Annotated in this window: 15 protein-coding genes, 1 tRNA gene, 1 rRNA gene and 1 pseudogene; 14 read left to right on the forward strand and 4 right to left on the reverse strand. The window is 70.4% G+C overall.

From position 1 onward, the window contains the following. The 3 genes from rrf to DY245_RS09345 form a co-directional block, all read left to right on the forward strand. Positions 1-80, forward strand: a 5S ribosomal RNA gene (gene rrf / locus DY245_RS09335); the annotation flags it as partial. Positions 81-196: 116 nt separating this feature from the next. Then, positions 197-874 (forward strand): DegT/DnrJ/EryC1/StrS family aminotransferase, encoded by a 678-nt coding sequence (locus DY245_RS09340; protein ID WP_128505481.1) that lies wholly within the window; start codon positions 197-199, stop codon positions 872-874. A 63-nt stretch (positions 875-937) separates the two neighbouring features. Continuing rightward, positions 938-1,013, forward strand: a tRNA-Thr gene (locus DY245_RS09345). 67 nt (positions 1,014-1,080) lie between these two features. On the opposite strand, the gene DY245_RS09350 is transcribed toward DY245_RS09345, so the two are convergent. Then, entirely contained in the window at positions 1,081-2,127 is a 1,047-nt protein-coding gene (locus tag DY245_RS09350) for a YncE family protein (RefSeq protein ID WP_128505483.1), read from the reverse strand. A 146-nt stretch (positions 2,128-2,273) separates the two neighbouring features. Further along, entirely contained in the window at positions 2,274-4,934 is a 2,661-nt protein-coding gene (locus tag DY245_RS09355; protein WP_244942939.1) for a SpoIIE family protein phosphatase, read from the reverse strand. A gap of 262 nt (positions 4,935-5,196) precedes the next feature. Here DY245_RS09355 and DY245_RS46065 point away from each other — a divergent pair. The 10 genes and pseudogenes from DY245_RS46065 to DY245_RS09400 form a co-directional block, all read left to right on the forward strand. After that, positions 5,197-6,825 (forward strand): HAMP domain-containing protein (locus tag DY245_RS46065; RefSeq protein ID WP_244942940.1); only part of this gene is annotated, 1,629 nt, incomplete at its 3' end. Between the two features lies 1 nt (position 6,826). Next, a pseudogene (locus tag DY245_RS09360) lies at positions 6,827-10,744 on the forward strand (HAMP domain-containing protein); the annotation flags it as partial. Between the two features lie 255 nt (positions 10,745-10,999). Continuing rightward, on the forward strand, positions 11,000-11,659 hold the full coding sequence (locus DY245_RS09365) for a response regulator (RefSeq protein ID WP_006602731.1): 660 nt from the start codon (positions 11,000-11,002) through the stop codon (positions 11,657-11,659). A gap of 137 nt (positions 11,660-11,796) precedes the next feature. Continuing rightward, positions 11,797-14,580 (forward strand): DNA translocase FtsK, encoded by a 2,784-nt coding sequence (locus DY245_RS09370; protein WP_128505486.1) that lies wholly within the window; start codon positions 11,797-11,799, stop codon positions 14,578-14,580. A gap of 224 nt (positions 14,581-14,804) precedes the next feature. Beyond that, positions 14,805-15,614: a helix-turn-helix domain-containing protein gene (locus DY245_RS09375; RefSeq protein ID WP_128505488.1), complete on the forward strand. Its 810-nt coding sequence runs from the start codon at positions 14,805-14,807 to the stop codon at positions 15,612-15,614. A 104-nt stretch (positions 15,615-15,718) separates the two neighbouring features. Next, a complete protein-coding gene (rimO, locus tag DY245_RS09380; protein ID WP_128505490.1) occupies positions 15,719-17,203 on the forward strand; it encodes a 30S ribosomal protein S12 methylthiotransferase RimO in 1,485 nt (494 codons plus the stop codon). After that, positions 17,200-17,859 (forward strand): CDP-diacylglycerol--glycerol-3-phosphate 3-phosphatidyltransferase, encoded by a 660-nt coding sequence (pgsA, locus tag DY245_RS09385; protein ID WP_128505492.1) that lies wholly within the window; start codon positions 17,200-17,202, stop codon positions 17,857-17,859. Before rimO ends, pgsA begins: the two co-directional genes overlap by 4 nt. Further along, entirely contained in the window at positions 17,856-18,392 is a 537-nt protein-coding gene (locus DY245_RS09390; RefSeq protein WP_128505494.1) for a CinA family protein, read from the forward strand. The genes pgsA and DY245_RS09390 overlap by 4 nt, the downstream gene beginning before the upstream one ends. A 94-nt stretch (positions 18,393-18,486) precedes the next feature. Next, complete coding sequence (locus tag DY245_RS09395) at positions 18,487-18,870, forward strand: helix-turn-helix domain-containing protein (RefSeq protein WP_128505496.1); 384 nt, start codon at positions 18,487-18,489, stop codon at positions 18,868-18,870. 169 nt (positions 18,871-19,039) lie between these two features. After that, entirely contained in the window at positions 19,040-19,510 is a 471-nt protein-coding gene (locus DY245_RS09400; RefSeq protein ID WP_128505498.1) for a Dps family protein, read from the forward strand. A gap of 449 nt (positions 19,511-19,959) precedes the next feature. On the opposite strand, the gene DY245_RS09410 is transcribed toward DY245_RS09400, so the two are convergent. Together DY245_RS09410 and DY245_RS09415 are read right to left on the reverse strand one after the other, a co-directional pair. Then, positions 19,960-20,736, reverse strand: a complete 777-nt coding sequence (locus tag DY245_RS09410; protein ID WP_128505500.1) for an SDR family NAD(P)-dependent oxidoreductase — start codon at positions 20,734-20,736, stop codon at positions 19,960-19,962. Between the two features lie 58 nt (positions 20,737-20,794). Continuing rightward, positions 20,795-21,640, reverse strand: coding sequence for an Fpg/Nei family DNA glycosylase (locus DY245_RS09415; RefSeq protein WP_128505502.1), 846 nt, complete (start codon positions 21,638-21,640; stop codon positions 20,795-20,797). 67 nt (positions 21,641-21,707) lie between these two features. Here DY245_RS09415 and DY245_RS09420 point away from each other — a divergent pair, with 67 nt between their 5' ends. Then, positions 21,708-22,610 (forward strand): hypothetical protein, encoded by a 903-nt coding sequence (locus DY245_RS09420; RefSeq protein WP_244942941.1) that lies wholly within the window; start codon positions 21,708-21,710, stop codon positions 22,608-22,610.

The raw sequence follows: 22,610 nt of genomic DNA on the forward strand, positions 1-22,610 counted from the left end.
TTTCGAACCCGGAAGCTAAGCCTTTCAGCGCCGATGGTACTGCAGGGGGGACCCTGTGGGAGAGTAGGACGCCGCCGAACAATTCTTCAGCTCCGGTCTCTGAACCCTCGTGGTTCAGAGACCGGAGCTTTTTTGTTCTGATTTTCGGGTGGTGGGTGTAACGCGACGTTCACCTCATCTGACCAGTATCCGCGTCATGGGGACAGTGGAGACGCTCAAGTCGGCCGGTGTGCGTGCAGGTGACGAGGTCGTGGTGCCGGCGTACGGCAACGCCGAAGTGGCACGGGCCGTGGTGGAGTTGGGCGCGGTGCCGGTGTTCGCCGATCTGGAGGGCGACAGCTACTGCCTCGACCCGGCCGCGGTATCGGACGTGGTGACCAGTCAGACCGCCGCGGTGGTGGCGATCCACCGGTTCGGGCGGCGGGCGGACGTCGGATGGATCCGTGAAGTGGGACAGCGGCACGGGCTGTTGGTGCTGACGGAGGAGGAGCCCGGGGCGGACCCGGCGGGGGCGGAGCTGCGCCGGGCGCATGCGTCGTACCTGGACGCCAGGCTCAGCGGGGTCCGGACGCCGACGCCGGCCGTGGGGCACACGTACGAGCAGTATGTGGTGCGGGTGCCGGGCAACGGGCGGCCCGACCGGGACGCGTTCGCGCGGACGTTGCGGGCCAAGGGCGTGCCGTGCAAGGTGCCCGTACAGGCGCCGGTGTACCGGATGCCGGGGCTGCGGCGGGATGTCTTTCTGCCGCAGACCGAGCGGGCGGTGGACGAGACGCTGGCGCTGCCCGTGCACGAGGGGATGTCGCGGCGGGACCTGCAGAAGATGGTCAGCGCGTGCAATGCGCTGGGGGGATTGCTGCAGCCTGCTTTTTAGGCGAGCGGCGGTGGACGGTTCGGAGCTGCCGCGGAGTTGGGGTAATATCTATTCCGTTGACGCGCCCCAATAGCTCAGTCGGCAGAGCGTCTCCATGGTAAGGAGAAGGTCTACGGTTCGATTCCGTATTGGGGCTCCAGAAGACAAAGGCCCCCGCCACACGGCGGGGGCCTTTGTCGTATTCGGGTGCGGTGATACGGCGCGCGTCAGTTTTGCGGGGATTCGATATATGCCAGGCCGTGCGCGCCGGAAATGTCGGCGCGGTCGACTTCCAGGGTGGCTATGGGGCGCAGCGCGGTGAGGTCGACGACCGTCACGGTGCTGGAGAGGTTGCCGGAGACATAGCCGAGGCGGCCGTCGGGGGAGGAGGTGATGGTGAGCGGGAGGCGGCCGACCTCGACTTCTCCGATCAGGTCGAGGGTGCCGGGGGCGAAGACGCTCAGGACGCCCGGCAGCTGGGAGCCGAGCGGGCCGCCGGGGGTGGTGTCCGGGCGCAGTTCGCCGGCGAGCAGCGTCCCGGTGGCGGTGACATGGACGGGCATGACGGTTCCCCGGGCGGGGAGGGTGCGGACGGTCTCGTTGGTGGCGGTGTCGATGACACGGATGCCCGGTGGTACCGAGGGCGGGGCGGCGAAGTCGGCCTTGGGGGCCGCGACGTAGAGCTGCTGCCCGTCCAGGGAGAGGGCCAGGCCTTCGCTGCCGGGGACGGGGATACGGCCGGTGCACAGGCCTCGGTCGAGGTCGACGACGGAGACGAACGGGGCTTCCTTGTTGGTGGCGTAGCCGTGCCGTCCGTCGGGGGTGAGGGCGAACCAGTGCGGGCCGGGGGCCATGGTGGGGATGCGGCCGAGGCGGGCATGGGTGCGGGTGTCGATGATCAGGACGCCGCCGGGCTCGGTGTCGGTGGCCTCGACGCTCACGTACAGACGGGCGCGCTCACGGTCCAGGGCCAGGCCGTGCGGGGCGTGATCGGGGGTGGTGTCGAGAATGTCGACGACGGTGCGGGTGTCGACATCGATGACGGTGAGCTCGTGGGCCCGGCCTTCGTTGGCCCGGTAGAAGCCGGAGCGGTAGGTGTTGGTGCAGTACAGCAGCCGGCTGTCCGGGTCGAAGCACAGTTCGTGCGGCTGCGGGGGGACCTCCAGGACGTCGAGACGCTCGTGGGTGGCGGCGTCGAAGAAGGTGACGGTCGGTCCGGTCTGGCTGACGACGGCGAGCAGATCGCCGGGCGAACCCGCGATGGTGGGAGTCATGGCCCGTATCCTGGGCGGCCGTTGGGGGTGACTCCAGTGCAGGGCGGGCAGGGGTGCCGTGCGCCTCGCGCATGGATGCTGGTGGGGGCGGGGGAGCGGCCGGTGGGCTGTGAGCCGGCCCACACGGGCCGCTGTCCCCGCGGTGGTCAGCCGGCCTGGAACTCGGGTACGCGCATGGCGAGGATGGCCATGTCGTCCGAGGCCGGTTCGGCGGCGAAGCGTTCCACGGCGCGCAGTACGCGGGCCGCGACGGCGCCGGCCGTCAGGCCCGTACAGGTCGTCAGAACATCGGTGAGACCGTCGTCGCCGAGCATGCGGGTGCCCTCGCGGCGTTCGGTGACGCCGTCGGTGACGCACAGCAGGACGTCGCCGGGGTCGAGGGTGACGGTCTGTTCGTAGAGCTCAAGGTCGTCCATGACCCCGAGGAGGGGCTGGGGTTCGGCGGCCGGTTCGACCGTGCCGTCCTGGCGCAGACGGAGCGGCAGGGGGTGGCCGGCGCAGACGACCTTGAGGACGGCGCTGCCGTCGTCCTGCGGCCAGAGCTCGCCGTAAAGGAGCGTCAGGAAGCGGCTGCGGGCGCCCTCGTCGAGGATGGCGGCGTTCAGCCGCTCCAGGACGGCGGGGCCGCCGAAGCCCTCGCGGGCGAGCAGGCGCAGGGCGTGCCGGGCCAGGCCGGTGACGGCGGCGGCTTCGGGACCCGTACCGCAGACGTCGCCGATGGCGAAGCCGTAGGCGCCGTCGCGGATGGGGAAGAGGTCGTAGAAGTCGCCGCCGACCTCGTTGCCCTCGCCGGCCGCGCGGTAGATGACCTCGACCTCGACGCCCGCGATGTCGGGCAGCTCCGGGGGCAGCAGGCTGCGCTGGAGGGACTGACTGATGGCCGTGCGCTCGGAGTACAGGCGGGAGTTGTCCAGGGCGAGGGCCGCCCGGCGGGAGAGGTCCTCGGCGAGTTCGAGGATCTCCTGGCGGAAGTGTTCCTCGGTGGGCTTGCCGAGGGTGAGCATGCCGATGACGCGGTTGCGGGCGACGAGGGGAAGGACGACGGTCTCGCCGCCGACCGCAGCGGCGGTGGCCAGGGTGGCGCCGGGGCCGCTGGAGGGGCGGGCGGAGTTGCCCAGGCCCAGGCTGCGCATGGAGGTGCGCAGGGCGGCGTCCTGTGCGGCGTCGCTGGGGGCGGTCCAGACGCGGGCGCCGGGGGTGGGGACCGGCTCGGGCGGGTCGACCTTCATCAGGAGCGTCTTGAGGCCGTCGATGCGGTCCTCGTCCTCGTGCAGGACGTAGGACAGCTCGGGCTCGGAGGTCTGGTCGGCGACGGTGTAGACGGCGCACCAGGTGGCGAGCGTGGGGACGGTCATCTGGGCCATCAGGGCCAGGGTCTGGTCGCGGTCGAGGGTGCCGGCCAGGAGGTCGGAGGCCTCGACGAGGAAGGACAGCGAGCCGCGGCGCAGTTTTTCGAGCTCGGTGAGGCGGGCGCGCTCGACGGCGAGGGCGATGCGGTCGGCGGCGAACTGGAGGCGCAGCGCCTCTTCGTTCGTGTAGCGGGCGGGGCCCTCCGCGGCGACGCCGAGGGAGCCGGTCAGCCGGCCCTCGACCTTCAGCGGGACGGTGACGACCGAGCGCATGCCCGTACCGCTGAGCAGCGGGACAGCGCCCGGGACGGCGGTGAGGTCTTCGTGGACGGCGGGCATCCGGGCGGAGCCGTAGCGTCCGGATCCGGCCTCGACGGGGACGCGGGCGAACCGCTGGCGGGCGGAGGGCAGGCCCGTGGAGGCGCGGACCTCCAGCTCGGTCTCGTCGTCGGTGGCCAGCAGGAGGTAGGCGGCGTCGCCGTCGAGCATGTCGCGGGCGCGCTCGACGGTGCGCTGGAGCAGGCCGTCGAGGTCGTCGGGGGCCGGCGAGCCGATGAAGACCTCGAACGGGTCGGAGGGGCGTCCCTCGGGCTGCGAGGCGGCGTCCGGCGCGGGGGTGCGCTGGGGGCTCTGCAGAATCGCCCGTTCGTGGTCGCGCACCAGGAGGCAGACCGTGGAGGCCTCGCCGTCGGCGTCGCGGACGCGCAGATGGGAGGCGTAGACGGGGACGACCCGGCCGTCGGCGCCCCTTATGCCGTAGGAGCCCTCCCAGCGGGAGAGCTGGAGCGCCTCGGCGATGCCGGTGCCGGTGCCGGGGGTGTGCGGCCAGGCGGCGAAGTCGGTGAGCGGTTTGCCGATGACCTGTTCGGGGTCGTACGCGAAGAGGTTCTGGGCGTCCTCGTTCCAGAAGCTGATGCAGCCGCCGCGGTCGATCTGGATCACCGCGACGCGTACCCGGGCGTCGGTGACCGGGAGGGCGTCCACGGGGAGGGCGGGGCCCGCGGAGCGGGTGCCGGCGGGGCGCTCGGGGAGTTCGAGCTGGAACCAGACGTGTTTTTGGGCGGCGGTGTACTCGACGCCCCAGCGGGAGGCCAGCGCGCCGCACAGCAGCAGACCACGGCCGCCCTCGCGGTCCGGGTGGACGAGGACCTGGCCGGCGTTCTGGAGCGGGATCTCACGTTCGGGGTAGCGGTCGGCGACGGAGATCCGTACCCCGCCGTCATCGCGCAGACACAGCACGTCGGCGGCGGTGCCGGCGTGCACCACGGCATTGGTGACCAGCTCGCTGGTCAGGACGACCGCGTCGTCGACGATGTCGGCACAGCCCCAGCCCTGGAGGGTGTCGCGGACGAACGCACGGGCAGTGGCGACCGAGCGCCCCACCGGCTCGAATGTTGCGGCGGCCCGCGCGGTGATCACTGTTCTCCTCAAGCGTGTGTCGGTGATCTGCTCCCCCATGGTCGCGGCGCCCCTCCGAATACCTGTTGTGCTCGCACCACCGCCCGCGCTCGATGGCCGGGGCAGGTGGACAGCCGTATGCCAGGTTACTTACCTTCGCCGCGCCCGAGGATGCCGGTCACGTGTGTTTCCGCCCCAATCGTGCCCCGGGACGGTGTGCGATGCTGCCGAACTGTTATGGCCTGGTTGGGCCATGGTGAAACACTGGGCAAGTATCAAGAGAAAGCCCGGGTAGAACGGTCAACCCTGCGGGAGGGACACGGTGGAGTCTGGCGCAGCGGCGCGGGGCGTAAGCACGCGCGCGAAAGGCGGACGATCCCGGAACAACGGGACGACCGAGGTGGATACGGCTGCGCTGAATCGGCTGTTGGTCGCTCTCGTCGCCATGCGGGACGGGAACTTCCGCAAGCGGCTCACGGTTTCCGGCGATGGCGTCATGTCGGAGATCGCGGCGGTCTTCAACGAGGTCGCGGACCGCAATCTGCATCTGACCGGCGAGCTGGCGCGGGTGCGCCGGGTCGTCGGACGTGAGGGAAAGCTCACGGAACGGCTCGAGGTCGGTGCTGCCGAAGGCTCCTGGGCCGCGGCCATCGATGCCTCGAATGCCCTGGTCGACGACCTCGTACGGCCCGTCTCCGAGGTGGGACGGGTGCTGTCGGCGGTGTCCGAGGGCGACCTGGAACAGCGGATGGATCTGCGTTCGCGCAGCTCGGACAGCTCCTCGGAGCATCCGCTGCGCGGTGAGTTCCTCAAGGTCGGCCGTACGGTCAACGGGCTGGTCGACCAGCTCTCCGCGTTCACCGACGAGGTCACCAGGGTGGCCAGCGAGGTCGGTACGGAGGGCAAGCTCGGCGGTCAGGCGCGGGTGCGCGGAATGTCGGGTTCGTGGAAGGACCTCACGGAATCCGTCAACACCATGGCGTCCCGGCTGACGGCGCAGGTACGTGACATTGCTCTCGTCACCACCGCGGTCGCCAAGGGTGATCTGTCGCGGAAGGTGACGGTCCATGTCGCCGGCGAGATGCTGGAGCTGAAGAACACCGTCAACACGATGGTCGACCAGCTCTCCTCCTTCGCCTCCGAGGTGACCAGGGTCGCCCGCGAGGTCGGTACGGAGGGCGAGCTGGGCGGTCAGGCACAGGTCCCCGGCGTCGCCGGCGTGTGGAAGGACCTGACGGATTCGGTCAATCTCATGGCCGGAAACCTCACCGCGCAGGTGCGCGGGATCGCCCAGGTCACCACGGCCGTGGCCAGCGGTGATCTGTCGCAGAAGGTCACGGTCAGCGCACGCGGCGAGGTCGCGCAGCTCGCCGACACCATCAACACCATGACCGAGACGCTGCGTACCTTCGCGGACGAAGTGACGCGGGTGGCGAACGAGGTCGGCGCCGAGGGCCAGCTCGGCGGTCAGGCGCAGGTGCCGGGCGCGGCCGGTACGTGGAAGGACCTCACCGACTCGGTCAACACCGCGTTCCGCAACCTCACGGCGCAGGTGCGGGACATCGCGCAGGTGACGACGGCGGTCGCCAACGGCGATCTGTCGCAGACGGTCACGGTCGATGTCGCCGGTGAAATGCTGGAGTTGAAGAACACCGTCAACACGATGGTGGGTCAGCTCTCGTCGTTCGGTGCCGAAGTGACGCGTGTGGCGCGGGAGATCGGCGTCGAGGGTGAGCTGGGCGGCCAGGCGGCGGTGCCCGGGGCCGCGGGGACGTGGAAGGACCTCACGGACTCCGTGAACACCGCGTTCCGCAACCTGACCGGGCAGGTGCGCAACATCGCGCAGGTGACGACGGCGGTCGCCAACGGCGATCTGTCGCAGAAGGTCACCGTCGATGTCTCCGGCGAGATGCTGCAGCTGAAGAACACCGTGAACACCATGGTGGATCAGNCTGAAGAACACCGTGAACACCATGGTGGATCAGCTGTCGTCGTTCGCGGACCAGGTCACGCGGATGGCCAGGGACGTGGGCACGGAGGGCCGGCTGGGCGGTCAGGCCCGGGTGGACGGCGTCAGCGGCACCTGGAAGGAACTGACCGACTCCGTCAACTTCATGGCGGGCAATCTGACCTCACAGGTGCGGCAGATCGCCCAGGTGACGACGGCGGTCGCGCGCGGTGACCTGTCGCAGAAGATCGACGTGGACGCCCGCGGCGAGATCCTGGAGTTGAAGAACACCATCAACACGATGGTCGACCAGCTCTCCGCGTTCGCCGAGCAGGTCACCCGGGTCGCCCGGGAGGTCGGTACGGACGGCCGGCTGGGCGGTCAGGCGCAGGTGCCGGGCGTCGCCGGTGTCTGGCGCGATCTGACCGACTCCGTGAACGGCATGGCCGGCAACCTGACGGCCCAGGTCCGCAATATCGCGCAGGTCGCCACGGCGGTCGCGCGCGGTGACCTGTCGCAGAAGATCGATGTGGACGCCCGGGGCGAGATCCTGGAGCTGAAGAACACCCTGAACACGATGGTCGACCAGCTCTCCTCCTTCGCGGAGCAGGTCACCAGAGTCGCCCGCGAGGTGGGCACCGAGGGCATCCTGGGCGGCCAGGCCGAGGTGCAGGGCGTCAGCGGTACGTGGAAGGACCTCACCCAGTCCGTCAACTTCATGGCGAACAACCTGACGTCGCAGGTGCGCAACATCGGCGAGGTGACGACGGCGGTCGCCCGCGGTGATCTGTCCAAGAAGATCACCGTCGACGCCAAGGGCGAGATCCTCGAACTCGTCACGACCGTGAACACGATGGTCGACCAGCTGTCGCTGTTCGCCGAGCAGGTGACCCGGGTCGCCCGTGAGGTGGGCACCGAAGGCCAACTGGGCGGCCAGGCAAGGGTTCCGGGCGTCACCGGCATCTGGAAGGACCTCAGCGACAACGTCAACCTGATGGCCAACAACCTGACCATCCAGGTGCGTAACATCTCGCAGGTCTCGGCGGCGGTCGCCAACGGAGACCTGACGAAGAAGGTCACGGTCGAGGCGCGCGGCGAGGTCGCGCAGCTCGCCGACACGGTCAACACGATGGTCACGACGCTGTCGTCGTTCGCCGACGAGGTCACGCGAGTGGCCCGTGAGGTGGGCACCGACGGCATCCTGGGCGGTCAGGCCCGCGTCCCCGGCGTCGCCGGTACGTGGAAGGACCTCACCGAATCGGTGAACTCCATGGCCAACAACCTGACCGGCCAGGTCCGTAACATCGCCATGGTCACCACCGCCATCGCCAAGGGCGACCTGACCAAGAAGATCGACATCGATGCGCGCGGCGAGATCCTCGCGCTGAAGACCACCATCAACACCATGGTCGACCAGCTGTCGTCCTTCGCCGAGCAGGTCACCAGGGTGGCCCGCGAGGTGGGTACGGAAGGCCAGCTGGGCGGTCAGGCGCAGGTGCGGGGCGTGGCCGGCACCTGGCGGGACCTGACCGAGTCGGTGAACGAGATGGCCGGCAACCTGACCCGTCAGGTGCGCGCCATCGCCGCGGTCGCCGCGGCGGTCACCCTCGGCGACCACAACGTCCGCATCGATGTGGACGCGGCCGGCGAGATCCTGGAGCTCCAGGACAACGTCAACACCATGATCTCCACGCTCCGTGAGACCACCCTCGCCAACGAAGAACAGGACTGGCTCAAGGGCAACCTGGCCCGGATCTCCGGTCTGATGCAGGGCCGGCGCGACCTCAAGGACGTCGCCACGCTCATCATGAGCGAGCTCTCGCCCGCGGTCTCCGCACAGCACGGCGCGTTCTTCCTCGCGGCGCAGCCCGACAGCCAGGAGATCGGCGCGGACGGCGGCGAGCCGGGCGCGTACGAGCTGCGGCTGATGGGCTCCTACGGCTACTCCATGGGCGGGATGCCGACGACCTTCCGGCCGGGCGAGACGCTGATCGGCACGGCCGCGGAGGAGGGGCGCACCATCTTGGTGGAGAACGTCCCCTCCGGCTATCTCAAGATCGCCTCCGGGCTGGGCGAGGCGCCGCCGGCGAATGTGATCGTGCTGCCGGTGCTCTTCGAGGACAAGGTGCTCGGCGTGATCGAGCTGGCGTCCTTCCAGCCGTTCACCCAGATCCAGAAGGACTTCCTCAGCCAGATCGCCGAGATGATCGCGACCAGCGTCAACACCATCTCGGTGAACACCAAGACCGAGGTGCTGCTCAAGCAGTCGCAGGAGCTGACCGAGCAACTGCGGGAGCGCTCGGCCGAGTTGGAGAGCCGGCAGAAGGCGCTGGAGCTGTCCAACTCCGAGCTGGAGGAGAAGGCCGAGCAGCTGCGCGCGCAGAACCGCGACATCGAGGTGAAGAACACCGAGATCGAGGAGGCGCGGCAGGTCCTGGAGGAGCGCGCCGAGCAGCTCGCGGTCTCGATGCGCTACAAGTCGGAGTTCCTGGCGAACATGTCGCACGAGCTGCGCACACCGCTGAACTCGCTGCTGATTCTGGCCAAGTTGCTGGCCGACAATGCCGAGGGGAACCTCTCCCCGAAGCAGGTCGAGTTCGCCGAGACGATCCATGGTGCGGGTTCCGACCTGCTCCAGCTGATCAACGACATCCTCGATCTGTCGAAGGTCGAGGCCGGCAAGATGGACGTCAGCCCGACGCGGATCGCGCTGGTCCAGCTCGTCGACTATGTCGAGGCCACGTTCCGGCCGCTGACCGCGGAGAAGGGACTCGACTTCTCCGTACGGGTCTCCCCGGAGCTGCCCGCGACGCTGCACACCGACGAGCAGCGGCTGCTCCAGGTGCTGCGCAATCTGCTGTCCAACGCGGTGAAGTTCACCGACAGCGGCGCCGTCGAGCTGGTCATCCGGCCGGCCGGCGCGGACGTCCCGGTGGCCATCCGCGAGCAGCTGCTGGAGCACGGATCGCTGCGCGACCCGGACGCCGACATGATCGCCTTCTCGGTGACCGACACCGGCATCGGGATCGCGTCCAGCAAGATGCGGGTCATCTTCGAGGCCTTCAAGCAGGCGGACGGCACGACCAGCCGCAAGTACGGCGGTACGGGCCTGGGCCTGTCCATCAGCCGGGAGATCGCCCGGCTGCTGGGCGGTGAGATCCACGCCGCGAGCGAGCCCAACCGCGGTTCCACCTTCACGCTCTATCTGCCGCACAACCCCGGCGGGCTGCCGCCGCAGGGCTACCCGCAGTTGGTGGCCGGCGGGATCGCGATGGACGCCGAGGCACGTGAGACGGAGGCCGGGCGGCAGGAGGCCGAGGAGCAGCAGGGCTTCGAGCAGGGGCTGGGCGGCAGCCTCAACCGGCGCCGTCGCCGGGCGATTTCGGGATCCCCGCGCCGGTTCGCGCTGCCCAGCCATCAGCCGCCCGCCGCGCCCCAGCAGGCCCCGCAGCCGCCGCCGTCACAGCCGGCCCCTCAGCAGCCCGCCGAGGAGCCCTGGATCGGCAACGGCCAGGATCTGGTGGACCCGGGCTTCGAGGGCGGCTTCCACGGTGAGAAGGTGCTGATCGTCGACGACGACATCCGCAATGTCTTCGCGCTCACCAGCGTCCTGGAGCAGCACGGCCTGTCGGTGCTGTACGCGGAGAACGGCCGCGAGGGCATCGAGGTGCTCGAACAGCACGACGACATCGTCCTGGTCCTGATGGACATCATGATGCCGGAGATGGACGGTTATGCGACCACGGTCGCGATCCGTCGGATGCCGCAGTTCGCCGGACTGCCCATCATCGCGCTGACCGCGAAGGCGATGAAGGGCGACCGGGAGAAGAGTATCGACGCCGGGGCCTCCGACTATGTGACCAAGCCGGTGGATACCGATCATCTGCTGTCGGTCATGGAGCAATGGATGCGCGCGGAGTGACGGGGCGTCCAGTATGGATCCGAAAGGGGATCATCGCGTGCTGACTCAGTGTTGCCGCGCACGTGTGGAAGCGCAGGATTCGGGGAACCTTCTGGTCTCTGTCTGCGTTTCTGCTACGTGCACAGTGACATCGCGGTGACAGGGTGTGGCGACAGGCGGGGTGCAGCTACCATGACCGGCACAAGGACGGGCGGCATGACGGAGTCGTCCCCTGGGGCGGCGTCCGGTTCCATGCCGGGGCGAGGAGGACGGGCCATGGTGCAGAAGGCCAAGATCCTCCTGGTCGATGACCGGCCGGAGAATCTGCTGGCGCTGGAGGCGATCCTCTCTGCGCTCGATCAGACACTGGTGCGGGCATCGTCCGGGGAGGAAGCGCTCAAAGCACTGCTCACGGACGATTTCGCGGTGATTCTGCTCGATGTGCAGATGCCGGGAATGGACGGTTTCGAGACCGCCGCGCACATCAAGCGGCGCGAGCGCACCCGTGACATCCCGATCATCTTCCTCACGGCCATCAACCACGGCCCGCACCACACCTTCCGCGGGTATGCGGCCGGCGCGGTGGACTACATCTCCAAGCCGTTCGACCCGTGGGTGCTGCGCGCCAAGGTTTCGGTGTTCGTCGAGCTGTACATGAAGAACTGCCAACTGCGGGAGCAGGCCTCCCTGCTGCGGCTGCAGCTGGAGGGCGGCCGGCCCAGCGCCGACGAGGCGAAGGAGTCCGCGGGGCTGCTCGCCGAGCTCTCCGCGCGGCTGGCCGCGGTCGAGGAGCAGGCCGAGGCGCTGTCCAAACAGCTGGACGAGACGGCGGACGCGGCCGCGGTGGCCACCGCAGCGCATCTGGAGCGCAAACTGACCGGCCTGCGCAGGGCCCTGGATGCCCTGGAGCCGGGGGCGGGGAGCGTCGCGGGGTAGGGCGCGAGCCCACGGATCGGCTCGGGCCGGGACGCAGGACACGCACTGACGCCCTTTCATGAGGCGGGCGCGCGACACGGATGGGTGAAGCGCCGTGCGCTCGTGTCATGCCCGCGTTCGCCTGTAATCTCGTCGCCATGGCCTCACGTACGTCCGGCAAGGGAACCCAGAGCACGGCGGGCCCCTCGAAGCAGCGCGCCGGACGGTCCGGGGGCGCTGCCAAGAAGGCCGTCGCGAAGAAGGCACCTGCGAAGCCGCCGGCCAAGAAAGCCGCGGCCGCGAAGAAGGCCCCGGCCAAGAAGTCACCCGCCAAGAAGGCCGCGCCCAAACCGGCGCCGTCACCCACCGGCGGTGTCTACCGCCTCGCCCGCGCCTGCTGGCTGGGGCTCGCGCACGCCATCGGGGCGATGTTCCGCGGTATGGGCCGCGGCGCGAAGAACCTCGACCCGGCGCACCGCAAGGACGGGCTGGCGCTGCTGCTGCTCGGCCTGTCGCTGGTCATCGCGGCCGGCACCTGGTCCAACCTGAGCGGCCCGGTCGGCGAGCTCGTCGAGCTGCTGGTGACCGGCGCGTTCGGCCGCCTCGATCTGGTCGTACCGATACTGCTGGGCGGCATCGCGCTGCGGCTCATCCGCCATCCCGAGCGGCCGGAGGCCAACGGCCGGATCATCATCGGGCTGTCCGCGCTCGTCGTCGGCGTCCTCGGACAGGTCGCGATGGCCTGCGGATCGCCGGGCCGGGGCGAAGGTCTCGCCGCCATACAGGACGCCGGCGGCTATCTCGGATGGGTCGCCTCCAAGCCGCTGATCTTCACCGTCGGACAGACCCTGGCCGTGGCGCTGCTGGCGCTGCTGACCCTCTTCGGGCTGCTGGTGGTCACCGCGACGCCGGTGAACGCCATCCCGCAGCGGCTGCGGGCGCTCGGCGTCCGGCTGGGCGTGGTGCACCCCGCGGAGCCCGAGCCGGACGCCTACGAGGCCGACGAGTACGAGGAGTACGCCGAGGAGTGGCGTGAGCAGCCCGCCCGCAGGCCGCGCCGCAGCGCCGCCGCCGGACCCGCCGCGACCGACCCGGACGCGATAGAGGAAGCGGCCCTGGCCAAGCGGCGCCGCCCGCGCCGGGCCTCCGTACAGCCCGCCATGGACCGGCCGATGGACGCGGTGGATGTCGCCGCCGCGGCCGCCGCCGCGCTGGACGGCGCGGTGCTGCACGGCGTCCAGCCCTCACCGCTCGTCGCCGGACTCAGCAGCAGCATCTCGGGGGAGCGCCAAGAGAGCGACGCCGAGGACACCGCGGGGGAGAGCGGCACGGTGCCGCCGGCCCGCGGCGCGGGGCCGCAGCCGTCCGCCGCCTCGCACACCCCGGCCGTCCCGGACTTCACCAAGGCCCCGCCCGAGCCGTCCGGCGATCTGCCGGCGCGCGCCGAGCAGCTCCAGCTGTCCGGCGACATCACCTACGCGCTGCCCTCGCTGGACCTGCTCTCGCGCGGCGGTCCGGGCAAGACCCGCAGTGCGGCGAACGACGCCATAGTGACCGCGCTGACCACGGTCTTCCAGGAGTTCAAGGTCGACGCCGCGGTCACCGGCTTCACCCGCGGCCCGACGGTCACCCGCTACGAGGTCGAGCTCGGCCCGGCCGTCAAGGTCGAGAAGATCACCGCGCTGGCCAAGAACATCGCGTACGCCGTGGCCAGCCCCGACGTCCGCATCATCAGTCCGATCCCCGGCAAGTCCGCGGTCGGCATCGAGATCCCCAACACCGACCGCGAGATGGTCAACCTCGGCGATGTGCTGCGGCTGGCCGACGCCGCGGGCGACGAGCATCCGATGCTGGTGGCGCTCGGCAAGGACGTCGAGGGCGGCTATGTCATGGCCAACATGACGAAGATGCCGCATGTCCTGGTCGCCGGTGCCACCGGTTCCGGCAAGTCCTCCTGCATCAACTGCCTGATCACCTCGGTCATGGTGCGGGCCACCCCGGACGATGTCCGGATGGTGCTGGTCGACCCCAAGCGCGTCGAGCTGACCGCGTACGAAGGCATCCCGCATCTGATCACGCCGATCATCACCAACCCCAAGCGCGCCGCCGAGGCGCTGCAGTGGGTGGTCCGCGAGATGGACCTGCGCTACGACGATCTCGCGGCCTACGGCTTCCGGCATATCGACGACTTCAACGAAGCGGTGCGAGCCGGCAAGGTCAGCTCGCCCGAGGGCAGCGAGCGCGAGCTGTCGCCGTACCCGTATCTGCTGGTCATCGTCGACGAGCTGGCGGACCTGATGATGGTCGCGCCGCGGGATGTGGAGGACTCCATCGTCCGCATCACCCAGCTCGCCCGCGCGGCCGGTATCCATCTGGTGCTCGCCACCCAGCGCCCGTCCGTCGATGTGGTCACCGGCCTGATCAAGGCCAATGTGCCCTCCCGGCTCGCGTTCGCCACCTCCTCGCTCGCCGACAGCCGGGTCATCCTCGATCAGCCGGGCGCCGAGAAGCTGATCGGCAAGGGCGACGGGCTGTTCCTGCCGATGGGCGCGAACAAGCCGGTGCGTATGCAGGGTGCGTTCGTGACCGAGGCCGAGGTCGCGGCCATCGTCCAGCACTGCAAGGATCAGATGGCGCCCGTCTTCCGCGAGGACGTCACCGTCGGCACGGCGAAGAAGAAGGAGATCGACGAGGACATCGGCGATGACCTCGATCTGCTGTGCCAGGCCGCTGAGCTGGTCGTTTCCACCCAGTTCGGGTCGACATCGATGCTCCAGCGCAAGCTGCGGGTGGGGTTCGCCAAGGCCGGGCGGCTGATGGACCTGATGGAGTCACGCAACATCGTCGGGCCGAGCGAGGGGTCCAAGGCGCGCGATGTCCTGGTGAAGCCGGATGAATTGGACGGAGTGCTGGCGGTGATCCGGGGGGAGGCTACCGAGTAGCTCACTCAGCCGGGTCACCCGTACGAGAGAAGAAAGCAACCGTTTCTCCTGCCGATACGTCAAGTTGAGGGAGGTGAGGGAACGATGCTCCATCATCAAGCTCCCTGGCACCGCCGCGGGCGTTCTGATGGCGTACAAACTGCGCTCTCCCGCTTGCCCGACCCTTTCGCTCCACCCCTAGACTGAACTTCCAGCAGGTGGCTACACGCTCGAAAGGCGCCCCCGTGTCCATCGGCAACTCCCCCGAAGCAGACCGGCCTTCCGTCGGTCATGCCCTCCAGCAGGCCCGTATCGGAGCGGGACTGACCGTCGAAGAGGTCAGTACGACGACACGGGTGCGCATTCCCCTCGTGCACGCGATCGAGCAGGACGACTTCTCGCGCTGCGGCGGCGACGTCTACGCCCGGGGACACATCAGAGCGCTGGCCCGCGCCGTCGCCCTCGACCCCCGGCCGCTGATCGACCATTTCGATGCCGAGCACGGCGGCCGGCCCTCGCCGACCACCCTTGCCGCGCCGATCTACGAAGCCGAACGGATCCGCTCCGAGCCGCGCCGCCCCAATTGGACGGCCGCGATGGTCGCGGCGATCGTCGCGGTGATCGGGTTCGTGGGCTTCACGCTCTTCACCGGCGGTGACAAGAGCGACGGCGGCCCGATCGCGGGCGGCGACACCCATGCGAAGCCGGCGCCCGCGCCCACCCGCCATCCCTCGACCATCAAGCCGCCCATCAACCCCGACCCCTCCGACAGCGCCGTCGCCGGCCTGCCGAAGGACAAGGTCACCATCAAGGTGACCGCCCGCGACGGCCAGAGCTGGATCTCCGCCAAGGACGCCAACGGCAAGCTCCTGGAGGACGGCCTGCTCAAGCAGGGCGAGTCCAAGACCATCACCGACAAGGAGCGGATCGACCTGGTCCTCGGCAACGCCGGAGCCGTACAGCTGTACGTCAACGGCAAGGAGGTCAAGGAGATCGGCGACAAGGGCACCGTCGAGCGGCTCAGCTACACCCCCGGGGACCCCCAGGCGGGCTGAGACCGCACGTCAGGGGGCGTCCGCCGCCCGGCCCGGGGTGCCCAAGGCCGGTGGCGGAGACCTGCGCGCCAAGGAGGTGGCCGGGACGAAGTAGGCTGAGGCCCATGCCCGAACGCCGTACCGTCGCCCTTGTCACTCTTGGCTGCGCCCGTAACGAGGTGGACTCGGAGGAGCTCGCAGGCCGCCTGGCAGCGGACGGCTGGGAGCTGGTCGAGGAAGCCGCCGATGCCGATGTCGCCGTTGTCAACACCTGTGGTTTCGTCGAGGCCGCCAAGAAGGACTCCGTCGATGCCCTGCTCGAAGCCAACGATCTGAAGGATCCTGGCCGGACCCAGGCCGTAGTTGCCGTCGGCTGCATGGCCGAGCGCTACGGCAAGGAGCTCGCCGAGGCGCTGCCCGAGGCCGACGGTGTGCTCGGCTTCGACGACTACAGCGATATCTCCGACCGTCTGCAGACCATCCTGAACGGCGGCATCCACGCCTCGCACACCCCCCGCGACCGCCGCAAGCTGCTGCCGATCAGCCCGGCCGAGCGCCAGGGCGCCGCCGATGTCGCACTGCCCGGTCACGCCCAGGACACTGCGCCCGAGGATCTGCCGGAGGGCGTCGCGCCGGCCTCCGGGCCGCGGGCGCCGCTGCGCCGCCGGCTCGGCAGCAGCCCGGTGGCCTCGGTGAAGCTGGCGTCCGGCTGCGACCGGCGCTGCTCCTTCTGCGCCATCCCGTCCTTCCGCGGCTCGTTCATCTCCCGCCGGCCCTCCGATGTGCTCGGTGAGACGCGCTGGCTGGCCGAGCAGGGCGTCAAGGAGATCATGCTGGTCTCCGAGAACAACACCTCCTACGGCAAGGACCTCGGCGACATCCGGCTGCTGGAGACGCTGCTGCCGGAGCTGGCGGCCGTCGACGGCATCGAGCGGATCCGGGTCAGCTATCTGCAGCCCGCCGAGATGCGTCCGGGCCTGGTCGAGGTGCTGACCGGCACCGACAAGGTGGCGCCGTACTTCGATCTGTCCTTCCAGCACTCCGCCCCCGGCGTGCTGCGGGCGATGCGGCGGTTCGGCGACACCGACCGCTTCCTGGAGCTGCTGGAGCAGATCCGTACGAAGGCGCCGCAGGCCGGTGCCCGCTCCAACTTCATCGTCGGCTTCCCCGGCGAGAGCGAGGCCGATCTGGCGGAGCTGGAGCGCTTCATCACCGAGGCCCGGCTCGATGCCATCGGCGTCTTCGGCTACTCCGACGAGGACGGCACGGAGGCCGCCTCGTACGAGAACAAGGTCGACCCGGACGAGGTCGCCGACCGGCTGGCGCGGGTGTCGCGGCTGGCCGAGGAGCTGACCGCGCAGCGCGCCGAGGAGCGGGTCGGCGAGACGGTGCGGGTGCTGGTGGACCGGATCGATGACGAGGACGGCGTCGTGGGGCGGGCCGCGCACCAGGCGCCGGAGACCGACGGCGCCACCCTGCTCTCGACCGACCAGGAGCTTTCGCCCGGTCGTATGGTCGAAGCAAAGGTGGTGGCGAGCGAGGGCGTGGATCTCGTGGCGGAGGTGCTGTCGGTGGACGGCACGGGGTGTACCGAGGAGGCGGGCAGATGACCGGAGTCCCGGCTTCCGCAGCCGGCGGGCCGCGCACGGCGCCGGTCGTCCGGCAGGCCGGGCTGTGGAACATCGCCAACGTCCTGACGATGCTGAGGCTGGTGCTGGTCCCGGCCTTCGTCCTGCTGCTGATGCACGACGACGGAACCGACCCGGCCTGGCGCGCCTTCGCCTGGGCCGCGTTCGCCGTCGCCATGATCACCGATGTCTTCGACGGGCATCTGGCGCGCGCCTACAACCTGGTCACCGACTTCGGCAAGATCGCCGACCCGATCGCGGACAAGGCGATCATGGGGGCCGCGCTGATCTGTCTGTCGGTGCTGGGCGATCTGCCCTGGTGGGTGACGGGCGTGATCCTCTTCCGTGAGCTCGGCATCACCCTGATGCGGTTCTGGGTGATCAAGCATGGGGTCATTCCGGCCAGCCGTGGCGGCAAAATCAAGACATTGGCGCAGGGCACCGCGGTGGGCATGTACGTCCTGCTGCTGACCGGTCCACTCGCCACCTTCCGCTGGTGGGTGATGGCGGTGGCCGTCGCGCTGACGGTCGCCACCGGTCTCGACTACGTCCGGCAGGCCGTGGTGCTGCGCCGGGCGGGGCTGGCCCGGGAGCGGGCCCTGCGGGCCGAGCAGGCCGAGAGGGACACGGCCCGGTGACCGGGCCGGGTTCTGTCGCGGCCGGGGCGCTGGAGCTGCTCGCCGGGCGTGGACAGAGCCTGGCGGTGGCCGAATCGCTGACCGGCGGCCTGGTGGCGGGCGCACTGACCGCCGTCCCTGGGGCCTCGCGGACCTTCCGTGGCTCGATCACGGCGTACGCCACCGAGCTCAAGCGGGAGCTGCTGGGCGTCGACGCCGCCCTGCTGACCGCGCGCGGAGCCGTGGACGGCGAGGTCGCGCGGCAGATGGCGGCCGGTGTGCGGCGGGTGCTGGGCGCCGACTGGGGCATCGCCACGACGGGAGTGGCCGGGCCGGAGCCGCAGGACGGGCAGCCGGTGGGCACCGTTTTCGTGGCGGTCCAGGGCCCGGACGGTGCCGGAGCGGTGCGCCGGCTGGCGCTCGCGGGGGATCGTGACCGGATCCGCCAGGACACCATCGACGCCGTGCTCGCACTGTTGTTGAGCGAACTGACAGAAAATATGCGGGCACAGGATACGGAACAACACGGGGGGAATGGATGTTTACAGCCCTGAGTGAACACGTACTTGCGCCCGGCACTGGTACCGCCCGAGGCGGTACGGTGGGGCGAGAAGGATCCGGATCCGAGGTCCGAGGAGGGAGCCAGCGATGATTCTGCTTCGTCGCCTGCTGGGTGACGTGCTGCGCCGACAGCGTCAGCGCCAGGGCCGAACCCTGCGCGAGGTCTCTTCCTCCGCTCGGGTATCGCTCGGCTATTTGTCCGAGGTCGAGAGAGGGCAGAAGGAGGCCTCCTCCGAGCTGCTCTCGGCGATCTGTGACGCGCTGGATCTGCGCATGTCCGAGCTCATGCGGGAGGTCAGCGACGAGCTGGCGCTCGCCGAGCTGGCAGCGTCCGCGGCCGCGAGCGACCCGGTGCCCGCACCGGTGCGGCCGAAGCTCAATTCGGTGTCCGTCACGTCCCTGGCCGGTGTGCCGGAGGACCGCGTGACCATCAAGTCCCCGGCAGACGTCGTGGATGTCGTCGCGGCCTGACACCCCTGTCCGTACGCACCGAAGCCCCGGTGGGCAGCAGCCCACCGGGGCTTTGTGCTGTCCGGGTGCGCGCTCGGCCGGCCCGTCCGGGCAGCTCGGAACGGGCGATTCATTTGTACGATGGCGAAATCGGATATATCGGATGGATCGCCTGAACAGGAGTATCTGGATGTCTGTCGTCAAGAGCACGCTGTCCGACGAAGATCGCGCCACCGTCGGGAACGCCCTGCAGGGAGCGCTCGTGGACCTGGTGGACCTCTCCCTCGTCGCGAAGCAGGTGCACTGGAACGTCATCGGTCCGCGCTTCCGCTCCGTACACCTCCAGCTCGACGACGTGGTCGCCAGCGCGCGCACGCACGCCGACACGGTGGCCGAGCGGGCGTCCGCGATCGGTGTGTCCCCCGACGGGCGGGCCGTCACCGTCGCCAAGACCAGCGGCATCGGCGAGGTGCAGGACGGCTGGATCAAGGACGGCGAAGTGGTGAAGGTCATGGTGAAGGGGCTGAGCGCGGTCATCGGCCGGATGCGCGAGCGGATCACCGCCACCGCGGAACCGGACCCGGTCAGCCAGGACATCCTCATCGGCCTCACCGCCGACCTGGAGAAGCACCACTGGATGTTCCAGGCCGAGTCCGAGTGACGCACGACGGCGCTCACCGAGCGGCTCGGACCCTCAGCGCCTTCCGGGGCTTGCGGTGCCCCCTGTGCGCCGGAAATGCCCCGGTGCGCCCTCCCGCCGGGCGGCGGGCCCCGTCTAGCGTCGGCCGCAGGAGGCAGCCATGGCGTGGCGTGACTTCGCGGCTCGTGGGCCGGCCGGGCGGGGCTCGGCCGGTGAGCCGTCCGGCCGGCGTCCGCGGTCCGTGCCGGGGCGCTGGATATCCGCGGCTCTCATCGGCGGACTGTGGTGGTGGGCCGCGGTCCGGCTGGCGGTGTGGCCGCGTACGGCGGGCGTGGTCGAGGGGGCCGTGGTGCTGGGCGGTTGGGGGCTCAGCCTGCTGCCGGTGCACTGCGTTCCGTGGACGGGTCACCGCGAGGGCGCCCGCCGGCGGATCACGGCCCGAGGGGTGCGACAGGCCTGCCGGGCGGCGCTCACCAGGGCATGGCGACGCCGCCGTTCGGGCGGAGGATCTGGCCGGTCGTGAAGGACGAGGCATCGGACGCCAGGTGGAGCACGGCGTGCGCGATGTCCTCCGGCTCTCCCACCCTCCCCAGAGGTGACATCCGGATCATCGGCCCCTCCGCCTGCTGCTGTGCCTCGGCGGTGTGCCGGTCGGTCATCGCCGTACGGATCCAGCCCGGGGCGACGGCGTTGACGCGGATGCCGTGCCGGCCGACCTCCGTGGCGAGGGTCTTGGTGAGCTGTACGACGGCGGCCTTGGCGGCGCCGTAACAGAGCAGGCCGGGTGCTCCGGTGTCGATGGCGCCGGAGGCCATGGTCACGATGGAGCCCCGGGTGGCGGTGGCGATCATGGTGCGGGCGGCCTCCTGGCAGCCGTACAGCACGCCCTTGAAGTTGGTGTTCCAGACCCGGTCCAGATCCGCGTCCTCGGTCTCCAGGACGGTGGAGGAGTGCATGATCCCGGCGATGTTCGCCATCACATCGAGGCGGCCGGTGGCGTCGCGGGCGGCGTCGACGACGGCGGCGACCTGGTCACGCCGGGTGACATCGAGGGGGTGGGGGTGTGCCGAGCCGCCCGCTGCGGTGATGGCGGCGGCGGTTGCCTCGACGCCCCGGTCGTCGAGGTCCGCGCAGTACACGGTGGCGCCGGCCTCGGCGAGGAGGGCGGCGGTGGCGCGGCCGATGCCCCCAGCCGCGCCGGTGACGATCGCGGTGCGGCCCGTGAGGTCGTACGCCGTGAGAGGCATGGTGCGAGAGTAGGGAGAGATCTGACGGGTCGTCAATTGGTGGGACGGTGCGCAGAGGTCAGCCGACGGGCCGGTAGTGCGGCGGGGCGGGCTGGCAGGTGGGGCACCAGTAGGTGACGCGCTCCTCGGTGGTGGGGTCCTGGTCGGCGCTGCGGACCTTCGTACCGCAGCGCAGGCAGGGGCGGCCGGCCCGGCCGTAGACCCACAGCCGGCGATCGGGGCGGGCTCCCCCACTGCCCTCAAACGGGCGTGGGCGGTACCCCCAGGGGGTGGTGGTGCGGGCGGGGCGTTGTCTGTTGGCTTCGAGGAGCTTCCTGGCGAGGGCAGGCACGCGTTCCGGGGTGGGCAGCTGCCCCATGGGGAGCCAGGGCGAGGCGCGCAGCAAGAAGCACAGTTCGGACTTGTAGACATTGCCGATACCGGCGAGATTGCGCTGGTCGAGCAGGGCCTCGCCGAGCGGCCGGTCCGGGGCGGAGAGCAGCCGGCGCAGCGCCTTTGCAGGGTCCCAGTCCGGGCCGAGGAGGTCGGGTCCCAGGTGGCCGACGACCCGGGCTTCGTCGGCGGTGCGCAGCAGATCGAGGACGGGGAGGCGGTAGCCGACGGCGGTGTGTTCCGCGGTGCCGAGGATCGCCCTGATCTGGTGGGCGGGGCCGCCGCGCCAGTGTTCGGCCGGCGCGTAGATCTTCCATGCGCCGTCCATCCGCAGATGGGAGTGCAGGGTGAGGCCGCCCTCGAAGCGGGTGAGGAGATGCTTGCCGCGGGGGACCACCTCCAGCACGCCGCGGCCGGTCAGATCCACCGTCGCGAGCCGGGGGACGCGCAGCTCGCAGCGGGTCAGCGGGCTGCCGGCCAGCGCTGTGTGCAGCCGCTGGGCCAAACGCCAGACGGTGTCACCTTCGGGCATGCCACCATCATGCCGGGAGTGGTGAGCGCGGGGTGTCGCCCGCGGTGCGGGGGACGCAGGGGGAGCGATGGACAAGAGCGGGGAGCCGGGGGCGGCGCGGGGTGCGCGGGTGCTGACGATCGTGGGGGCACTGTTGGCGGTGGTGCTCGTGGTGTGCGGTGCGGTGCTGTTCACCAGGGGCGGGCACGAGGAGACGAAGGCCGCGGGGAGGCCGGAGGCCGGCGGGACGCCCACGGTGACGGCCGCCGCGGCGATCCCCTGGCAGCGCGGAGCGCCGTCGTCCATCGACGCGGTACGCACCGAGGGCGGTGGGCGGACGCTCGCCGTGACGGTGCAGGTGGCCGCGGCCGCCGGCGGGCACGGGGAGGAGCGCTGTGCCCGCGGGCTGCGCGGCGTGGTCGACACCGTGGAGCGCGGCACGGTGTACGTCACGGTCACCTACGAGTCCCGCTCCGCGGACCGGCGGTCGGGATGCACCGTGTCGCGGCCGGAGACGACCCGAGTGCGGCTGCCGAAGGCCGTGGGCGATCAGCAGGTCTTCATCAACAGCCAGGACGTCTTCACCGCTCATGGCGCCAAGGCGCCGGCGCTGCGCCGCTGCGGTGACCTGGGCTGTGATCCGGCGCCGGTCGGCTGCACGGACGCGTCGTACCAGCAGGCGCTCGCCGACGCGGATGTCCCGCGGCACTCCCAGTGGGACCGGCGCGGCTGCGACGGGCGATGGCTGGTGCTGGACATCTCCTCGGGGACCGGGGCGGCGTGCGGCGACCCGGGCCCGGACTGCTCCTCCGGCGTCCGTACCACCCGGTGGTTCTACCACGCGACGGCGGACGCCTGGCGCGCGATCACCACGACGCAGACCGCCGGCTGCGCGGCCGTCCGGCGCGCCGAGCCGGCCTTTCCCGAGGCGCTGTGCGCGGGGACGGCGGCGCTGCGCGACCCGTCGGCGACGGGCAAACCGGCCGGCTGA

This window comes from Streptomyces inhibens, from assembly GCF_003389455.1.
Taxonomy (GTDB): domain Bacteria; phylum Actinomycetota; class Actinomycetes; order Streptomycetales; family Streptomycetaceae; genus Streptomyces; species Streptomyces inhibens.